The organism is Pinisolibacter sp. DMC100, assembly GCF_056313705.1.
In genome coordinates this window covers 1-16542 of record NZ_JBQUZT010000014.1, presented here as the reverse complement: position 1 = coordinate 16542, position 16542 = coordinate 1, and the positions used below count along the sequence as shown (strand labels likewise).

Here is a 16542-nt window from a genome sequence, read left to right as displayed (position 1 = left end):
ATGGAAGAGAAGCTCCGCTTCGCCATCCGTGAAGGCGGTCGCACCGTCGGCGCCGGCGTCGTCGCCAAGATCATCGCCTGATGATGTCCTCCCGCCCATGATTCGGGCGGGAAGGCCTCCCTGCAGGGTGGCCTGTGGATAAAAAAGTTTCGTCGCGATCGAGCTTTCGAGTAAGATCGCGGCGGAGGGCTGAAAGCCGAATTCGACTGTGCCCACAGGGGTATAGCTCAGTTGGTAGAGCATCGGTCTCCAAAACCGAGGGTCGTAGGTTCGAGTCCTACTGCCCCTGCCAGTCGATTTTCGCTTGAGAATGCCCGCTCGACGCACTAGGTAGATGTCCCGGCGAGGCGCGCGAGGGATCCCCCTCCCGCGCCCGCATGTCGTGAGCGACGGATGGCCAAGACCAACCCCTTCACCTTCGTGCAACAGGTTCGCGACGAAGTCGCCAAGGTCACTTGGCCGACCCGCAACGAGACCGGCATCACCACGCTCATGGTCGTGGCGATGGCCTTCCTGGCTGCATTCTTCTTTCTCATGGCCGATCAGCTGATGGGCTGGGGCGTGAGCCTCGTGCTCGGCTTGGGCCGGTGACGGCGGCGGACCGAGGATCTCCTTTCATGGCCATGCGTTGGTACATCGTTCACGCCTACTCGAACTTCGAGAACAAGGTCGCCGAGTCCATCCGTGAGCGCGCTGCTCAGAATGGCCTGCAGGCGATGTTCGAACAGATCCTCGTGCCGACCGAGAAGGTCGTCGAGGTCCGGCGCGGTCGCAAGGTCGATGCCGAACGCAAGTTTTTCCCCGGCTACGTGCTGGTGAAGGCGGAACTGACCGACCAGGTCTTCCACCTGATCAAGAACACGCCGAAGGTCACCGGCTTCCTCGGTTCGGACAACAAGCCGATGCCGATCCAGGAATCCGAGGCGCTCCGTATCCTGCAGCAGGTGCAGGACGGCGTCGAGCGCCCGAAGCCGTCGGTCACCTTCGAGGTCGGCGAGAACGTGAAGGTGTCGGACGGTCCGTTCGCCTCCTTCAACGGTGTCGTCGAAGAGGTCGACGAGGAGCGTTCGCGCCTCAAGGTCGCGGTGTCGATCTTCGGTCGCGCGACCCCGGTCGATCTGGAATACGGTCAGGTCGAGAAGATCTGACGAGACCCGAATTCGTAGGCCGCCTCCGCCGCACTCGCGGTCGGGGGTGGTCTCGTTCCGTCCGAGGCATCGCTTCGGGTGGTCCGCTCCGGAGGTGCTCCGGGATCGTCCGCGAGGATGGCCCGAAGATCGCGAAGGAACGGTGAACGAGTCCGATCTCCGGCATGCCGGTCGGTCGGACGGGTGGGAGGCCCCCCTGCGTCGTCGCCAGACGCCGTGCGGTGCCCGACCACCAACTCCGGTGAGCCGGAGGCGCGAAGGCGCCGTCCGGCGATGAACGAGGAGCCAGAAGATGGCGAAGAAGGTCCAGGGCTACATCAAGCTCCAGGTGCCGGCGGGTGCTGCGAACCCGTCGCCGCCGATCGGTCCCGCGCTCGGTCAGCGCGGCCTGAACATCATGCAGTTCTGCAAGGACTTCAATTCGAAGACCGCGGAAATGCCGAAGGGTCAGCCGACCCCGGTCGTGATCACGTACTTCACCGACAAGAGCTTCTCCTTCGAGTTCAAGACGCCGCCGGCGAGCTTCCTCCTGAAGCAGGCCGCGAAGCTGGACACCAAGAAGAAGCCCGGTTCGGGCTCCAAGACTCCCGGTCGTGCCGTCGTTGGCCAGGTCACCCAGGCCCAGCTGAAGGACATCGCCGAGAAGAAGATGAAGGACCTGAACGCCAACGACATCGACGCCGCGGCGAAGATGATCGAGGGTACCGCCCGGTCCATGGGCCTGCGTGTGGTGGAGTAAGACGATGCCGAAGATCGCCAAGCGCGTCGCCAAGTCCCGTGAGGGCATCGACCCCGTCAAGCTCTATGGTCTCGAAGAGGCCGTGAAGCTGGTCAAGGAGCGGGCCACCGCCAAGTTCGACGAGACCGTCGAGATCTCGATGAACCTGGGTGTCGACCCCCGTCACGCCGACCAGATGGTCCGCGGCGTCTGCAACCTGCCGAACGGCACGGGCAAGACCGTCCGCGTCGCCGTCTTCGCCCGCGGCCCCAAGGCCGACGAGGCCACGGCCGCCGGTGCGGACATCGTCGGCGCCGAGGACCTGCTCGCCACCATCCAGGGCGGCAAGATCGACTTCGATCGCTGCATCGCCACCCCGGACCTGATGCCGCTGGTCGGCCGTCTCGGCAAGGTGCTCGGCCCGCGCGGCCTGATGCCGAACCCGAAGGTCGGCACCGTGACCATGGACGTCACCAAGGCCGTCACCGACGCCAAGGGCGGCGCCGTCGAGTTCCGCGCCGAGAAGGCCGGTATCGTGCATGCCGGCGTCGGCAAGGCTTCGTTCTCGGTCGAGGCTCTCGTCCAGAACATCGTCGCCTTCGCCGATGCGGTGCAGAAGGCCAAGCCGACCGGCGCCAAGGGCACCTACCTGCAGCGCGTCGCCGTGTCGTCGACCATGGGCCCCGGCCTGAAGGTCGACCCGTCGACCGTCCACGCCGCCTCCTGAGCGGTGATTTGAATTCTCCCGTCCCGGTTCGCCGGGGCGGGCGATGCCCACGCCCGAGAGGGCAGGGGCGATCTTCCCGGGTTCGCCCGGGAAACTGTCCGAGACCAAGGGCGCCGGAAGGGGAAACCCGGAAGGCTTAATTCGTCGAACTCGAGTGCGATTCGAGGGGCCCTTGCGAGACGGGAAGAACGAATTCGTCATCCGGGATCGACCGGATCTTCGAAGCGGTTCGGACCGTTGAACCTTTGATCCCCGGACCTGTCCGGGGTGGAGGGGACAGGAAGTGCAGGCGTGACCGGTCCCCGGACACGCCTCCTGAAACCGGCCTCCCGGAACTTTCGTTCCGCGGGGGTCAAAGGCAAATGAGGCTATCGTGGAAAGAGCGGAAAAGCGCGAACTCGTCGCTGCCCTCAACGTCCAGTTCAAGACGACTGGATCCGTTGTGGTCGCGAAGTACGCGGGGCTCACGGTGAAGGACATGACCGCCCTGCGCGGCAAGGTCCGCGTCGCCGGCGGCACCGTGAAGGTCGCGAAGAACCGCCTCGCCAAGCTGGCTCTCGTCGGCACCGAACTCGAGCACATGGCGGACCTGTTCAAGGGCCCGACCGTGATCCTTTCTGCGAAGGATCCGGTCGCTGCCCCCAAGGTCGCGGCCGAATTCGCCAAGGCGAACGACAAGTTCGTGATCCTTGGTGGTGGTCTCGGCAAGCAGGCTCTCGACGCTTCCGGCGTCAAGGCCCTCGCCGACCTGCCGTCGCTCGAGGAACTCCGCGCCAAGATCGCGGGCGTCATCAACCAGCCGGCTACCAAGCTGGCCTCGGTTCTGGCCGCTCCGGCCGGTGCGCTCGCTCGCGTCATCCAGGCGCGCGTCGACAAGGACCAGGCGGCGTGAGCCGTCTTCGCACAGACGAAACGTACCGAACCATTCGAAGGAAGTGAAGAAATGGCCGATATCGCCAAGATCGTGGACGACCTGTCCGCCCTGACCATCCTGGAAGCCGCCGAGCTCGTGAAGGCTCTCGAAGAGAAGTGGGGCGTCTCCGCCGCCGCTCCGGTGGCCGTCGCCGCCGCTGCCGGCCCGGCCGCTGCCGCTGCTCCGGTCGAAGAGCAGACCGAGTTCAACGTCATTCTCGTCGACGCGGGCGCCAACAAGATCAACGTGATCAAGGAAGTGCGCGCGATCACCGGTCTCGGCCTCAAGGAAGCCAAGGACCTGGTCGAGGGTGCTCCGAAGGCCGTCAAGGAAGCCGTCGGCAAGGACGAGGCCGAGAAGGTCAAGAAGCAGCTCGAAGGCGCCGGCGCCAAGGTCGAGCTCAAGTGATCGGACGCGGGGCGCGCCTGCGCTCCGCGTTGCGAGATCGATCCCGGGTCGCGGTTTCGCGGCCCGGGATTTCGGCACTCTCGGAGGCCCGTCAAGGGCGAGGGTGTCGTCGAGGCGAGAATCGTGTCAACTCCACGCGTCGTGGTCGAGACGTGGGAATTCGGCACGGGAAAGTCGATGATTGAGGGGGCGGCGACGGTGCTCCCGAACATCCGAGACGCCGAAGGTTCGGTGGGGTGTTCCGGATTGCCGTCGGTCAACCCGAGCGAGGACGACAATGGCCCAGACGTTCAACGGTCGTAGACGAGTCCGCAAGTTCTTCGGTTCCATCCGAGAAGTCGCGGAGATGCCCAACCTCATCGAGGTGCAGAAGGCGTCCTACGACCAGTTCCTGCAGGTGGACGAGCCCAAGGGCGGTCGCCCGGACGAGGGCCTGCAGTCGGTCTTCAAGTCGGTGTTCCCGATCTCCGACTTCCAGGGCAAGGCCCTGCTCGAGTTCGTGCGCTACGAGTTCGAGCCGCCGAAGTACGACGTCGACGAATGCCGTCAGCGTGGCATGACCTTCGCGGCTCCGCTGAAGGTCACGCTGCGCCTCATCGTGTTCGACATCGACGAGGACACCGGCGCCAAGTCCGTCAAGGACATCAAGGAGCAGGACGTGTTCATGGGCGACATGCCGCTCATGACCGACAACGGCACCTTCATCGTCAACGGCACCGAGCGCGTCATCGTCTCGCAGATGCACCGGTCGCCGGGCGTCTTCTTCGACCACGACAAGGGCAAGACGCACGCGTCCGGCAAGCTGCTGTTCGCCGCGCGCATCATCCCGTATCGCGGTTCCTGGCTCGACATCGAGTTCGACGCCAAGGACATCGTCTATGCGCGCATCGACCGCCGCCGCAAGATCCCGGTGTCCTCGCTGCTCTTCGCCCTCGGCATGGACGGCGAAGGCATCCTCGACACCTTCTACAACAAGCTGTCGTTCGAGCGTTCCGGCTCGGCCTGGCGCGTTCCCTATGATCCGGCGCGGATGCGCGGCTACAAGGCCGTCACCGACCTGATCGACGCCGACACCGGCGAGGTCATCCTCGAGTCCGGCAAGAAGCTGACCGCGCGTGCCGCCAAGCAGCTCGCCGAGAAGGGCCTCAAGGCCCTCAAGGTGACCGACGAGGACGTCGTCGGCCAGTATCTCGCCGAGGACATCGTCGACCTGAAGACCGGTCTCGTCCACGCCGAAGCCGGCCAGGAGCTGACCGAGAAGCTGATCCGTCAGATCCTCGACCTCGGCCACCTCGAGATCCCGGTCCTCGACATCGACCATGTCAACACCGGCGCCTACATCCGCAACACGCTCGCCGTCGACAAGAACGAATCCCGCGAGGAAGCGCTCTTCGACATCTACCGCGTGATGCGTCCGGGCGAGCCGCCGACCATCGAGACGGCGGAAGCGATGTTCCATTCGCTGTTCTTCGATGCCGAGCGCTACGACCTCTCCGCGGTCGGCCGCGTCAAGATGAACATGCGCCTGGATCTCCAGGTCGAGGACACCGTGCGCACCCTGCGCAAGGACGACATCCTCGAGGTCATCCGCACGCTGCTCGACCTGCGCGACGGCAAGGGCGAGATCGACGACATCGACAACCTCGGCAACCGCCGTGTCCGCTCCGTCGGCGAGCTGATGGAAAATCAGTATCGCGTCGGCCTGCTCCGCATGGAGCGTGCCATCAAGGAGCGCATGTCGTCGGTCGAGATCGACACCGTCATGCCGCAGGACCTGATCAACGCCAAGCCGGCGGCGGCCGCCGTGCGCGAGTTCTTCGGCTCCTCGCAGCTCTCGCAGTTCATGGACCAGACCAACCCGCTGTCCGAGATCACGCACAAGCGTCGTCTCTCGGCGCTGGGCCCGGGCGGTCTGACCCGCGAGCGTGCCGGCTTCGAGGTGCGCGACGTGCACCCGACGCACTACGGCCGCATGTGCCCGATCGAGACGCCGGAAGGCCCGAACATCGGCCTGATCAACTCGCTCGCCACCTTCGCGCGGGTGAACAAGTACGGCTTCATCGAGGCCCCGTACCGCAAGGTGCGCGACGGCCGCGTGACCGAGGAGGTCGTCTACCTCTCGGCCACCGAGGAGTACAAGCACTACGTCGCCCAGTCGAACGCCGTGCTGTCGGCCGACAACCGTCTGACCGAAGAGCTGATCGTCTGCCGTCACGCCGGCGAGCCGCTCATGGTCCCGGTCGACCGCGTCGACTACATGGACGTGTCGCCGAAGCAGCTGGTGTCGGTCGCCGCGGCGCTCATCCCGTTCCTCGAGAACGACGACGCCAACCGCGCGCTGATGGGCTCCAACATGCAGCGTCAGGCCGTGCCGCTGGTGCGCGCCGAGGCGCCCTTCGTCGGCACCGGCATGGAATCGATCGTCGCCCGTGACTCGGGTGCCGCGATCGGCGCCAAGCGCGGCGGCGTCGTCGATCAGGTCGACGCCACCCGTATCGTCATCCGGGCGACCGAAGACCTCGATCCGTCGAAGTCGGGCGTCGACATCTACCGGCTGATGAAGTTCCAGCGCTCGAACCAGTCGACCTGTATCAACCAGCGTCCGCTGGTCCGGGTCGGCGACATCATCGAGAAGGGCGACATCATCGCCGACGGTCCCTCGACCGATCTCGGCGATCTGGCGCTCGGCCGCAACGTGCTCGTCGCGTTCATGCCGTGGAACGGCTACAACTACGAGGACTCCATCCTCCTCTCCGAGAACATCGTGAAGGACGACGTCTTCACGTCGATCCATCTCGAGGAGTTCGAGGTGATGGCCCGCGACACCAAGCTGGGTCCGGAGGAGATCACGCGCGACATTCCGAACGTCTCGGAAGAAGCGCTGAAGAACCTCGACGAAGCCGGCATCGTCTACATCGGCGCGGAAGTCCGTCCGGGCGACATCCTGGTCGGCAAGATCACGCCGAAGGGCGAGAGCCCGATGACGCCGGAAGAGAAGCTTCTGCGCGCCATCTTCGGCGAGAAGGCTTCCGACGTCCGCGACACCTCGCTCCGCGTGCCCCCGGGCGTGCAGGGCACGATCGTCGAAGTGCGCGTGTTCAATCGACATGGCGTCGAGAAGGACGAGCGCGCGATGGCGATCGAGCGCGAGGAGATCGAGCGTCTCGCCAAGGACCGTGACGACGAGCAGGCGATCCTCGATCGCAACGTCTACGGCCGTCTGGTCGAGATGCTGGTCGGCAAGACCGCGATCGCCGGTCCGAAGGGCTTCAAGAAGGACCAGGTCCTGAATCAGGAGCTCATCGAGGAGTACCCGCGTTCGCAGTGGTGGATGTTCACCGCCGACGACGAGAAGCTCATGGGCGAGGTCGAAGCCCTGCGCGGTCAGTACGACGAGAGCCGCAAGCGCCTCGAGCAGCGCTTCATCGACAAGGTGGAGAAGCTGCAGCGCGGTGACGAGCTGCCCCCGGGCGTCATGAAGATGGTCAAGGTCTTCGTCGCCATCAAGCGCAAGATCCAGCCGGGCGACAAGATGGCCGGCCGTCACGGCAACAAGGGTGTCGTCTCTCGCATCATGCCGATCGAGGACATGCCCTATCTCGAAGACGGCACCAACGTCGACATCGTGCTGAACCCGCTGGGCGTGCCCTCGCGCATGAACGTCGGTCAGATCCTCGAGACCCATCTCGGCTGGGCTTGCGCCGGCATGGGCAAGAAGATCGACGCGATGCTCGAAGCCTACCGCAAGTCGGGCGATCTCTCCCCGCTCAGGGTCGAGATCGAAGGCATCTACGGCCAGAACATCAAGGGCGAGCAGGTCGCGGAATACGACGAGCCGTCGGTGGTGCGTCTCGCCGAGACCGTCCGCAAGGGCGTTCCGATCGCGACCCCGGTCTTCGACGGCGCCAAGGAGCACGACATCGAGGCGGCCCTCGACAAGGCGGGTCTGGCCCATTCCGGCCAGATGACGCTGTTCGACGGCCGCACCGGCGAGCAGTTCGACCGCAAGGTCACGGTGGGCTACATCTACATGTTGAAGCTCCACCACCTGGTCGACGACAAGATCCATGCTCGTTCGATCGGCCCCTACTCGCTCGTCACCCAGCAGCCGCTGGGCGGCAAGGCGCAGTTCGGCGGCCAGCGCTTCGGCGAAATGGAAGTCTGGGCGCTCGAAGCCTACGGCGCGGCCTACACGCTGCAGGAGATGCTCACGGTGAAGTCGGACGACGTGGCCGGCCGCACCAAGGTCTACGAGGCGATCGTCCGTGGCGACGACACCTTCGAGGCCGGCATCCCGGAGAGCTTCAACGTTCTCGTCAAGGAAATGCGTTCGCTCAGCCTCAACGTCGAACTGGTCGACGCCCCCGGCGAGGACGAGGACGGCGAGAACGGCGAGGCCGGAGCGCAGGCTGCGGAGTGATCCGCGAAGGATCGCGGGGGGGGGCCTCCTCTCCCCGCGCTTCGTAGAGGCGTTCGACGATGTCGGGGCGAGACGGGCCGAGGAGCGGTGCTCCGGGTCCGCGCATCCGACGACTGACAGGAAATCTCGACGTGGCCCTCCCCCTTGCGGCAGGGGCGAGCGACACCGACAGGAGACGGTCCATGAATCAAGACGTGATGAACATCTTCTCGCCCCAGACCCCGACGGCGCCGGTCTTCGACGCCATCCGGATCTCCATCGCGAGCCCCGAGAAGATCCTCTCCTGGTCCTACGGCGAGATCAAGAAGCCGGAAACGATCAACTACCGGACCTTCAAGCCGGAGCGCGACGGCCTGTTCTGCGCCCGGATCTTCGGACCGATCAAGGATTACGAGTGCTTGTGCGGCAAGTACAAGCGCATGAAGTACAAGGGCGTCATCTGCGAGAAGTGCGGCGTCGAAGTCACGCTGTCGCGCGTCCGTCGCGAGCGCATGGGCCACATCGAACTGGCCGCGCCCGTCGCCCACATCTGGTTCCTGAAGTCGCTGCCGAGCCGCATCGGCATGCTGATGGACATGACGCTCAAGGACCTCGAGCGCATCCTCTACTTCGAGAACTACGTCGTCACCGAGCCGGGCCTCACCCCCCTCAAGCTGCATCAGCTTCTGGGCGAGGAGGAGTTCCTCAAGGCGCAGGACGACTACGGCGAGGACAGCTTCACCGCCCAGATCGGCGCCGAGGCCATCCGCGACATGCTCGCGGCCATGGACCTGCCGAAGATCGCCGACCAGCTGCGCGTCGACATCGCCGAGGCGACCGGTGAACTGAAGCCGAAGAAGCTCGCCAAGCGCCTCAAGCTGGTCGAGTCCTTCATCGAGTCGGGCAACCGTCCCGAGTGGATGATCCTGACCGTCGTTCCGGTGATCCCGCCGGATCTGCGCCCGCTCGTCCCCCTGGACGGCGGCCGCTTCGCGACGTCGGATCTCAATGACCTCTATCGCCGCGTCATCAACCGCAACAACCGCCTGAAGCGCCTCATCGAGCTGCGCGCGCCGGACATCATCATCCGCAACGAGAAGCGCATGCTTCAGGAAGCGGTCGATGCGCTGTTCGACAACGGCCGTCGCGGTCGCGTCATCACCGGCGCCAACAAGCGCCCGCTGAAGTCGCTCGCCGACATGCTCAAGGGCAAGCAGGGTCGCTTCCGTCAGAACCTGCTCGGCAAGCGCGTCGACTACTCGGGCCGCTCGGTCATCGTCGTCGGTCCGGAGCTCAAGCTGCACCAGTGCGGCCTGCCGAAGAAGATGGCGCTCGAGCTGTTCAAGCCCTTCATCTATTCGCGTCTCGACGCGAAGGGCCTGTCGTCGACGGTGAAGCAGGCGAAGAAGCTCGTCGAGAAGGAGCGTCCCGAGGTCTGGGACATCCTCGACGAGGTCATTCGCGAGCATCCGGTGATGCTGAACCGCGCGCCGACGCTGCATCGTCTCGGCATCCAGGCCTTCGAGCCGGTGCTGATCGAAGGCAAGGCGATCCAGCTGCATCCGCTCGTCTGCACGGCGTTCAACGCCGACTTCGACGGTGACCAGATGGCCGTGCACGTTCCGCTGTCGCTCGAAGCGCAGCTGGAAGCGCGCGTGCTGATGATGTCGACCAACAACATCCTGCACCCCGCCAACGGCGCGCCGATCATCGTGCCGTCGCAGGACATCGTTCTCGGCCTCTACTATCTGTCGCTGATGAATGCCAACGAGCCGGGCGAAGGCATGGCCTTCGGCAATCTCGGCGAGATGCAGCATGCGCTCGACAGCAAGGTGATCACCCTCCACACCAAGATCCGCGGCCGCTGGAAGGGCGTGGATGCCGAGGGCAACACCTACACCAGGATCTACGAGACGACGCCCGGCCGCATGTTCATCGGCGAACTGCTGCCGAAGCACCCGGGCATCACCTTCGACGTCTGCAACCAGCTGATGACGAAGAAGAACATCTCGGGCATGATCGACGCGGTCTACCGCACCTGCGGTCAGAAGGAGACGGTGATCTTCTGCGACCGCATCATGTCGCTCGGCTTCACCAACGCCTTCAAGGCCGGCATCTCGTTCGGCAAGGACGACATGGTCATCCCGGACACCAAGCCGGCGATGGTCGAGGAGACCCAGGCTGCGGCGAAGGAATTCGAGCAGCAGTACCAGGACGGCCTGATCACCCAGGGCGAGAAGTACAACAAGGTCGTCGACGCCTGGGCGAAGTGCACCGACCGCATCGCCGAGGAGATGATGAAGCGCATCTCCGCGGTCCAGATCGATGCCGAGACCGGCCGTCAGATGCCGATCAACTCGATCTACATGATGTCGCACTCCGGCGCCCGTGGTTCTCCGACCCAGATGCGTCAGCTCGCCGCCATGCGCGGCCTGATGGCCAAGCCGTCGGGCGAGATCATCGAGACGCCGATCATCTCGAACTTCAAGGAAGGCCTGACCGTGCTCGAGTACTTCAACTCGACCCACGGTGCCCGTAAGGGTCTGGCCGACACCGCGCTCAAGACCGCGAACTCCGGTTACCTCACCCGTCGTCTCGTCGACGTGGCGCAGGATTCGATCATCACCGAACAGGATTGCGGTTCGCAGAACGGCATCCATGTCCAGGCGATCGTCGATGCCGGCCAGGTCGTCGCCTCGCTCGGCAGCCGCATCCTCGGCCGCGTCGCGGCGGAGGATCTGACCGATCCGGCGACCGGCGAGGTCATCGTGCCGAACGGCGTGATGATCGAGGAGCCGCACGTCAAGCAGATCGAGGCCGCCGGCATCCAGTCGGTCAAGATCCGCTCGGTGCTCACCTGCGAGACCAAGGTCGGCGTCTGCGTCCAGTGCTACGGCCGCGACCTCGCCCGTGGTACCCCGGTCAACATGGGCGAAGCGGTGGGCGTCATCGCCGCCCAGTCGATCGGCGAGCCGGGCACTCAGCTCACCATGCGCACCTTCCACGTCGGTGGCACCGCGCAGGTCGTCGACTCGTCCTTCGTCGAATCCAACTTCGAAGGCACGATCGCGCTCAAGAACCGCAACGTGGCGCGCGACTCGGAAGGCCGCCTGATCGTCATGGGCCGCAACGTCACCGTCGCCGTCGTCGATGCCGACGGCTCGGAGCGCGCGACCCATCGTCTGATCTACGGTGCCCGTCTGTTCGTCGACGAGGGCGACAAGGTGAAGCGCGGCCAGCGCATCGCCGAGTGGGACCCCTACACCCGTCCGATCCTGACCGAAGTCGACGGTACCGTCGGCTACGAGGACCTGATCGACGGTCAGACGATGACGGAATCGACCGACGAGGCGACCGGCATCACCAAGCGCGTCGTCATCGACTGGCGCGCCTCGGCCCGCACGTCGGATCTCAAGCCCTCGATCGTCATCAAGGGTGCCGACGGCAAGATCGCCCGTCTGTCGCGCGGCGGTGAAGCCCGCTACGCGCTGCCGGTCGACGCGATCCTCTCGGCCGATCCGAACGGCAAGGTCCACGCCGGCGACGTCGTGGCCCGTATCCCGCTCGAGTCCGCCAAGACCCGCGACATCACCGGCGGTCTGCCGCGCGTCGCCGAACTGTTCGAAGCCCGTCGTCCGAAGGATCACGCCATCATCGCCGAGTGCGACGGCACGATCCGCTTCGGCAAGGACTACAAGAACAAGCGTCGCATCCTGATCGAGCCGGTCGATGGTGGCGATCCGATCGAGTACCTGATCCCGAAGGGCAAGCACGTCCATCTGCAGGACGGCGACACCATCGAGAAGGGCGAGTACATCCTCGACGGCAACCCGGCGCCGCACGACATCCTGGCGATCAAGGGCGTGGAGGCTCTCGCGGCGTTCCTCGTCAACGAGATCCAGGAAGTCTATCGACTGCAGGGCGTCGTGATCAACGACAAGCACATCGAGGTCATCGTCCGTCAGATGCTGCAGAAGGTGGAGATCACCGATGCGGGCGACTCGGATGTGATCACCGGCGAGCAGATCGATCGCCTCGACCTCGACATGATGAACGAGGCGCTGATCGCCGAGGGCAAGAAGCCGGCGTCCGGCGTTCCGGTCCTCCTCGGTATCACCAAGGCCTCGCTCAACACGCGCTCGTTCTTCTCGGCCGCGTCGTTCCAGGAGACCACCCGCGTCCTCACGGAAGCGGCGGTCGCCGGCAAGATCGACGCCCTCGAGGGTCTCAAGGAGAACGTCATCGTCGGCCGTCTCATCCCGGCCGGCACCGGTTCGGTCACCAACCGCATCCGCCGCATCGCGGCGCACCGCGACGAGCTCATCGTCGAGGAGCGCAAGTCGCAGGGCGGTGTGGTCGAGGCGCCGGCGCTGCCCGCCGCCGAGTGATCGACCCGCTCGGACGAATCGGAGACGCCGCGGCTCGCCCGCGGCGTTTCTTTTTTGGGACCTCGGGGTCCGAGCCGCCCGTGTCGCGGGTGGAGTGTCCCGGAATCGAACGGTCGTCACGAAGGTCGTTTTCCGAATCTTCGTGACGTCGTGCGGCGCATCGCCGCCGCCTCGCCGAATCGATCGCTCAGTAGAGGCAGAGTCGAATCGATGGAGACATCGATTCTAAGGTCTCGATGTTCGGATTCGTCCGGCGACGACGACGGTGACCTCGGTTCGACTTGGCGAAAGGGGTCGATTCTTGGCGAAACTTTGCGTCATTTTCGACATGAAACCGCAAGATTCCGCTTGGAGCGGCGTACGACTCGGCGAACCGCGCATTCCCTGCGTTTTTGCTCGTTTCACCCCTTGACGGGCGTGGACGGTGCGGGTAGTTTCCGCCCACTTTCACGGCAGGCCCGTCGGCCGCCAATGCTTCGTTCGGCCCAATCGAACGGAACAGGGCGCCGAGACGCTGCCGGGATAGCGACTTTGGAAAGCAGAAGATCAAGAACGGTTCGCCGTTCCTCTGACTTTTCGCACCGGACGGGGAATGAGTTCCCGTGCTCCGGTGCTTTCCGTTCGTTTCCCCATGAAACGAGGTTGCTGCCCGGCGATGGGTTTTGCCGGGTGTCGTTCCAGGACGCGCCGAGCGCACAAGTGGGCCGAAAGGCCTGGTCACGAGAAGGCTGAAGACGAATGCCGACGATCAACCAGCTCATCCGCAGCCCGCGGCAGGCTCCGACCAAGCGGAACAAGGTTCCCGCCATGGAAGCCTGCCCGCAGAAGCGCGGCGTGTGCACGCGCGTCTACACCACGACGCCGAAGAAGCCGAACTCCGCGCTCCGCAAGGTCGCCAAGGTTCGCCTCACCAACGGTTTCGAAGTCATCGGCTACATCCCGGGCGAAGGCCACAACCTTCAGGAGCACTCCGTGGTCATGATCCGCGGCGGCCGCGTGAAGGACCTTCCGGGCGTGCGCTACCACATCCTGCGCGGCGTCCTCGACACCCAGGGTGTCAAGGATCGCAAGCAGCGCCGTTCGAAGTACGGCGCCAAGCGTCCGAAGTGATCCGGTAACCCTTAAGTTTCGAACGACCGAGGAAGACATATGTCCCGTCGTCACTCTGCCGAGAAGCGTGAGATCAACCCGGATCCGAAGTTCGGGGACATCATCGTTTCCAAGTTCATGAACAACGTGATGGAAGACGGCAAGAAGTCGGTCGCCGAGTCGATCGTCTACGGTGCCTTCGACCTGATCGAGTCGAAGACCCGCCAGGATCCGCTGGCGATCTTCCATCAGGCGCTCGAGAACGTCGCGCCGCAGATCGAAGTGCGTTCGCGCCGCGTCGGCGGTGCCACGTATCAGGTCCCGGTCGAAGTTCGCACCGAACGCCGCCAGGCTCTGGCGATCCGTTGGCTCCTCTCCGCGACCCGTGGTCGCAACGAGAAGACCATGACGGAGCGTCTTTCCGCGGAACTGCTCGATGCGTCGAACAACCGTGGCAATGCCGTCAAGAAGCGTGAGGACACTCACCGTATGGCAGAGGCGAACCGCGCCTTCTCCCATTACCGCTGGTGAACTCCGCTCAAGTCGTTTTCGACGAGGTCGACAATGCCCCGTATTCACGCCATCGAAGACTACCGCAACTTCGGCATCATGGCTCACATCGATGCCGGCAAGACCACGACCACCGAGCGTGTGCTCTATTACTCCGGTAAGAGCCACAAGATCGGTGAAGTCCACGACGGCGCCGCCACCATGGACTTCATGGAGCAGGAGCAGGAGCGTGGCATCACGATCACTTCGGCTGCCACGACGACGTTCTGGAACGGCAAGCGCCTGAACATCATCGACACCCCCGGCCACGTCGACTTCACCATCGAAGTCGAGCGTTCGCTGCGTGTGCTCGACGGCGCCGTGTGCGTTCTCGACTCCAACCAGGGCGTCGAGCCGCAGACCGAGACCGTGTGGCGTCAGGGCGACAAGTACAACGTCCCGCGCATCGTCTTCTGCAACAAGATGGACAAGATCGGCGCCGATTTCGATCGCTGCGTCTCGGACATCAAGACCCGCCTCGGCGCTCGCCCGATCCCGATCCAGATCCCGATCGGTGCCGAGTCCAACTTTGCCGGCCTCGTGGACCTCGTCCGCATGAAGGCCGTCGTGTGGGAAAACGAGGCTCTCGGCGCCAACTATCACGACGAAGAGATCCCGGCCGACCTTCTCGCCAAGTGCGAGGCGGCTCGCGTCGACATGATCGAGGCCTGCGTCGAGCTCGACGAAGCCGCCATGGAAGCCTATCTCGAGGGCACCAACCCCGACGAGGCGACCATCAAGCGTCTGCTGCGCAAGGCCGTCGTCACCGGTGCCTTCTATCCGGTGCTCTGCGGCTCGGCCTTCAAGAACAAGGGCGTCCAGCCCCTGCTCGACGCCGTCGTCGACTACCTGCCGTCGCCGCTCGATCGCCCCGCCATCAAGGGCATCGACGTCAAGACCGAGCAGGAGACCGAGCGCAAGTCGTCGGACAGCGATCCCCTGGCCCTCCTCGGCTTCAAGCTGATGGACGACCAGTACGGCATCCTGACCTTCTGCCGCATCTACTCGGGCAAGCTCGAGAAGGGCGTCTCGCTGCTGAACTCGGTTCGCGGCAAGACCGAGCGCGTCGGCCGCATGGTTCTCATGCACGCCGACAGCCGTGAGGAGATCTCCGAGGCCTACGCCGGCGACATCGTCGCTCTGGTCGGCCTCAAGGACACCCGCACCGGCGACACGCTCTGCGACCCGAACCATCCCGTCATTCTCGAGAAGATGGAGTTCCCGGAACCCGTCATCGAGATGGCCGTCGAGCCGAAGTCGAAGGCCGATCAGGAAAAGATGGGCGTCGCTCTCGCCAAGCTGGCTGCGGAGGATCCGTCCTTCCGCGTCAACACCGACAGCGAGTCCGGTCAGACCATCATCAAGGGCATGGGCGAGCTTCACCTCGACATCAAGGTCGACATCCTGAAGCGCACCCACAAGGTCGAAGTCAACGTCGGCGCCCCGCAGGTCGCCTATCGCGAGACGATCCGTCGCTCGACCGACATCGACTACACCCACAAGAAGCAGACCGGCGGTACCGGCCAGTTCGCCCGCGTGAAGTTCCACATCGAACCCAACGAGTCCGGCAAGGGCTTCGAGTTCGAGTCGAAGATCATCGGCGGTTCGGTCCCGAAGGAATACTTCCCCGGCGTCGAGAAGGGCCTCAACTCGGTCCTCACCTCGGGTCCGGTGGCGGGCTTCCCGGTCGTGGACGTCAAGGTCCAGCTCGTCGACGGCGCCTATCACGAGGTCGACTCCTCGGCGATCGCCTTCGAAATCGCCTCTCGCGCGGCGTTCCGTGAAGGTCTCGAGAAGGCCGGCGCGGTTCTCCTCGAGCCGATCATGAAGGTCGAGGTCGTGACCCCCGAGGAATACCTCGGTTCGGTCATCGGCGACCTCAACTCTCGCCGTGGTCAGATCGCCGGCACCGATACGCGCGGCAACGCGCAGATCGTCAACGCGATGGTGCCCCTGGCCAACATGTTCGGCTACGTCAACACTCTGCGGTCTTTCTCGCAGGGTCGCGCCAGCTACACCATGCAGTTCGACCACTACGAAGAAGTGCCGTCGAACGTCGCCGCCGAAGTCCAGAAGAAGTTCGCCTGATCTGCCTGATCGGCTGAGAGAGCAAACGGAGAAATCCGATGGCCAAAGAAAAGTTCGAACGTAACAAGCCGCACTGCAACATCGGCACGATCGGGCACGTCGACCATGGCAAGAC

12 protein-coding genes and 1 tRNA gene are annotated in these 16542 nt (G+C 64.5%); all 13 read left to right on the top strand.

Translation table 11 applies throughout. The annotated features are described in order from the left end of the window. Nucleotides 1-81 (top strand): EF-Tu C-terminal domain-related protein (locus ACT541_RS20570; RefSeq protein WP_369796697.1); only part of this gene is annotated, 81 nt, incomplete at its 5' end. 135 nt (nt 82-216) lie between these two features. Further along, a tRNA-Trp gene (locus ACT541_RS20565) sits at nt 217-292 on the top strand. Between the two features lie 101 nt (nt 293-393). After that, complete coding sequence (gene secE, locus ACT541_RS20560) at nt 394-591, top strand: preprotein translocase subunit SecE (protein WP_476139283.1); 198 nt, start codon at nt 394-396, stop codon at nt 589-591. 26 nt (nt 592-617) lie between these two features. Further along, nucleotides 618-1148 (top strand): transcription termination/antitermination protein NusG, encoded by a 531-nt coding sequence (gene nusG, locus ACT541_RS20555; protein ID WP_476139281.1) that lies wholly within the window; start codon nt 618-620, stop codon nt 1146-1148. Between the two features lie 292 nt (nt 1149-1440). Continuing rightward, nucleotides 1441-1887 (top strand): 50S ribosomal protein L11, encoded by a 447-nt coding sequence (rplK, locus tag ACT541_RS20550; RefSeq protein ID WP_476139279.1) that lies wholly within the window; start codon nt 1441-1443, stop codon nt 1885-1887. Nucleotides 1888-1891: 4 nt separating this feature from the next. Then, on the top strand, nt 1892-2593 hold the full coding sequence (rplA, locus tag ACT541_RS20545) for a 50S ribosomal protein L1 (RefSeq protein WP_476139277.1): 702 nt from the start codon (nt 1892-1894) through the stop codon (nt 2591-2593). A 373-nt stretch (nt 2594-2966) separates the two neighbouring features. Further along, the gene (rplJ, locus tag ACT541_RS20540) at nt 2967-3485 is read left to right on the top strand and encodes a 50S ribosomal protein L10 (RefSeq protein WP_476139275.1); all 519 of its coding nucleotides are present in this window, start codon (nt 2967-2969) and stop codon (nt 3483-3485) included. Between the two features lie 51 nt (nt 3486-3536). Then, nucleotides 3537-3914: a 50S ribosomal protein L7/L12 gene (gene rplL / locus ACT541_RS20535; RefSeq protein WP_476139273.1), complete on the top strand. Its 378-nt coding sequence runs from the start codon at nt 3537-3539 to the stop codon at nt 3912-3914. A gap of 277 nt (nt 3915-4191) precedes the next feature. Beyond that, nucleotides 4192-8334, top strand: coding sequence for a DNA-directed RNA polymerase subunit beta (gene rpoB / locus ACT541_RS20530; protein WP_476139271.1), 4143 nt, complete (start codon nt 4192-4194; stop codon nt 8332-8334). Nucleotides 8335-8516: 182 nt separating this feature from the next. Further along, nucleotides 8517-12701, top strand: a complete 4185-nt coding sequence (rpoC, locus tag ACT541_RS20525) for a DNA-directed RNA polymerase subunit beta' (RefSeq protein ID WP_476139269.1) — start codon at nt 8517-8519, stop codon at nt 12699-12701. Nucleotides 12702-13439: 738 nt separating this feature from the next. After that, nucleotides 13440-13811 (top strand): 30S ribosomal protein S12, encoded by a 372-nt coding sequence (rpsL, locus tag ACT541_RS20520; RefSeq protein WP_217927059.1) that lies wholly within the window; start codon nt 13440-13442, stop codon nt 13809-13811. 39 nt (nt 13812-13850) lie between these two features. Further along, the gene (rpsG, locus tag ACT541_RS20515) at nt 13851-14321 is read left to right on the top strand and encodes a 30S ribosomal protein S7 (RefSeq protein WP_476139267.1); all 471 of its coding nucleotides are present in this window, start codon (nt 13851-13853) and stop codon (nt 14319-14321) included. Between the two features lie 33 nt (nt 14322-14354). After that, nucleotides 14355-16427, top strand: a complete 2073-nt coding sequence (gene fusA, locus ACT541_RS20510; RefSeq protein ID WP_476139265.1) for an elongation factor G — start codon at nt 14355-14357, stop codon at nt 16425-16427. Nucleotides 16428-16542: the final 115 nt, after the last annotated feature.

Bases quoted from the DNA above. Each gene is read 5' to 3' on its own strand.
- secE (WP_476139283.1), top strand. From the start codon at position 394: ATGGCCAAGACCAACCCCTTCACCTTCGTGCAACAGGTTCGCGACGAA.
- nusG (WP_476139281.1), top strand. From the start codon at position 618: ATGGCCATGCGTTGGTACATCGTTCACGCCTACTCGAACTTCGAGAAC.
- rplK (WP_476139279.1), top strand. From the start codon at position 1,441: ATGGCGAAGAAGGTCCAGGGCTACATCAAGCTCCAGGTGCCGGCGGGT.
- rplA (WP_476139277.1), top strand. From the start codon at position 1,892: ATGCCGAAGATCGCCAAGCGCGTCGCCAAGTCCCGTGAGGGCATCGAC.
- rplL (WP_476139273.1), top strand. From the start codon at position 3,537: ATGGCCGATATCGCCAAGATCGTGGACGACCTGTCCGCCCTGACCATC.
- rpoB (WP_476139271.1), top strand. From the start codon at position 4,192: ATGGCCCAGACGTTCAACGGTCGTAGACGAGTCCGCAAGTTCTTCGGT.
- rpoC (WP_476139269.1), top strand. From the start codon at position 8,517: ATGAATCAAGACGTGATGAACATCTTCTCGCCCCAGACCCCGACGGCG.
- rpsL (WP_217927059.1), top strand. From the start codon at position 13,440: ATGCCGACGATCAACCAGCTCATCCGCAGCCCGCGGCAGGCTCCGACC.
- rpsG (WP_476139267.1), top strand. From the start codon at position 13,851: ATGTCCCGTCGTCACTCTGCCGAGAAGCGTGAGATCAACCCGGATCCG.
- fusA (WP_476139265.1), top strand. From the start codon at position 14,355: ATGCCCCGTATTCACGCCATCGAAGACTACCGCAACTTCGGCATCATG.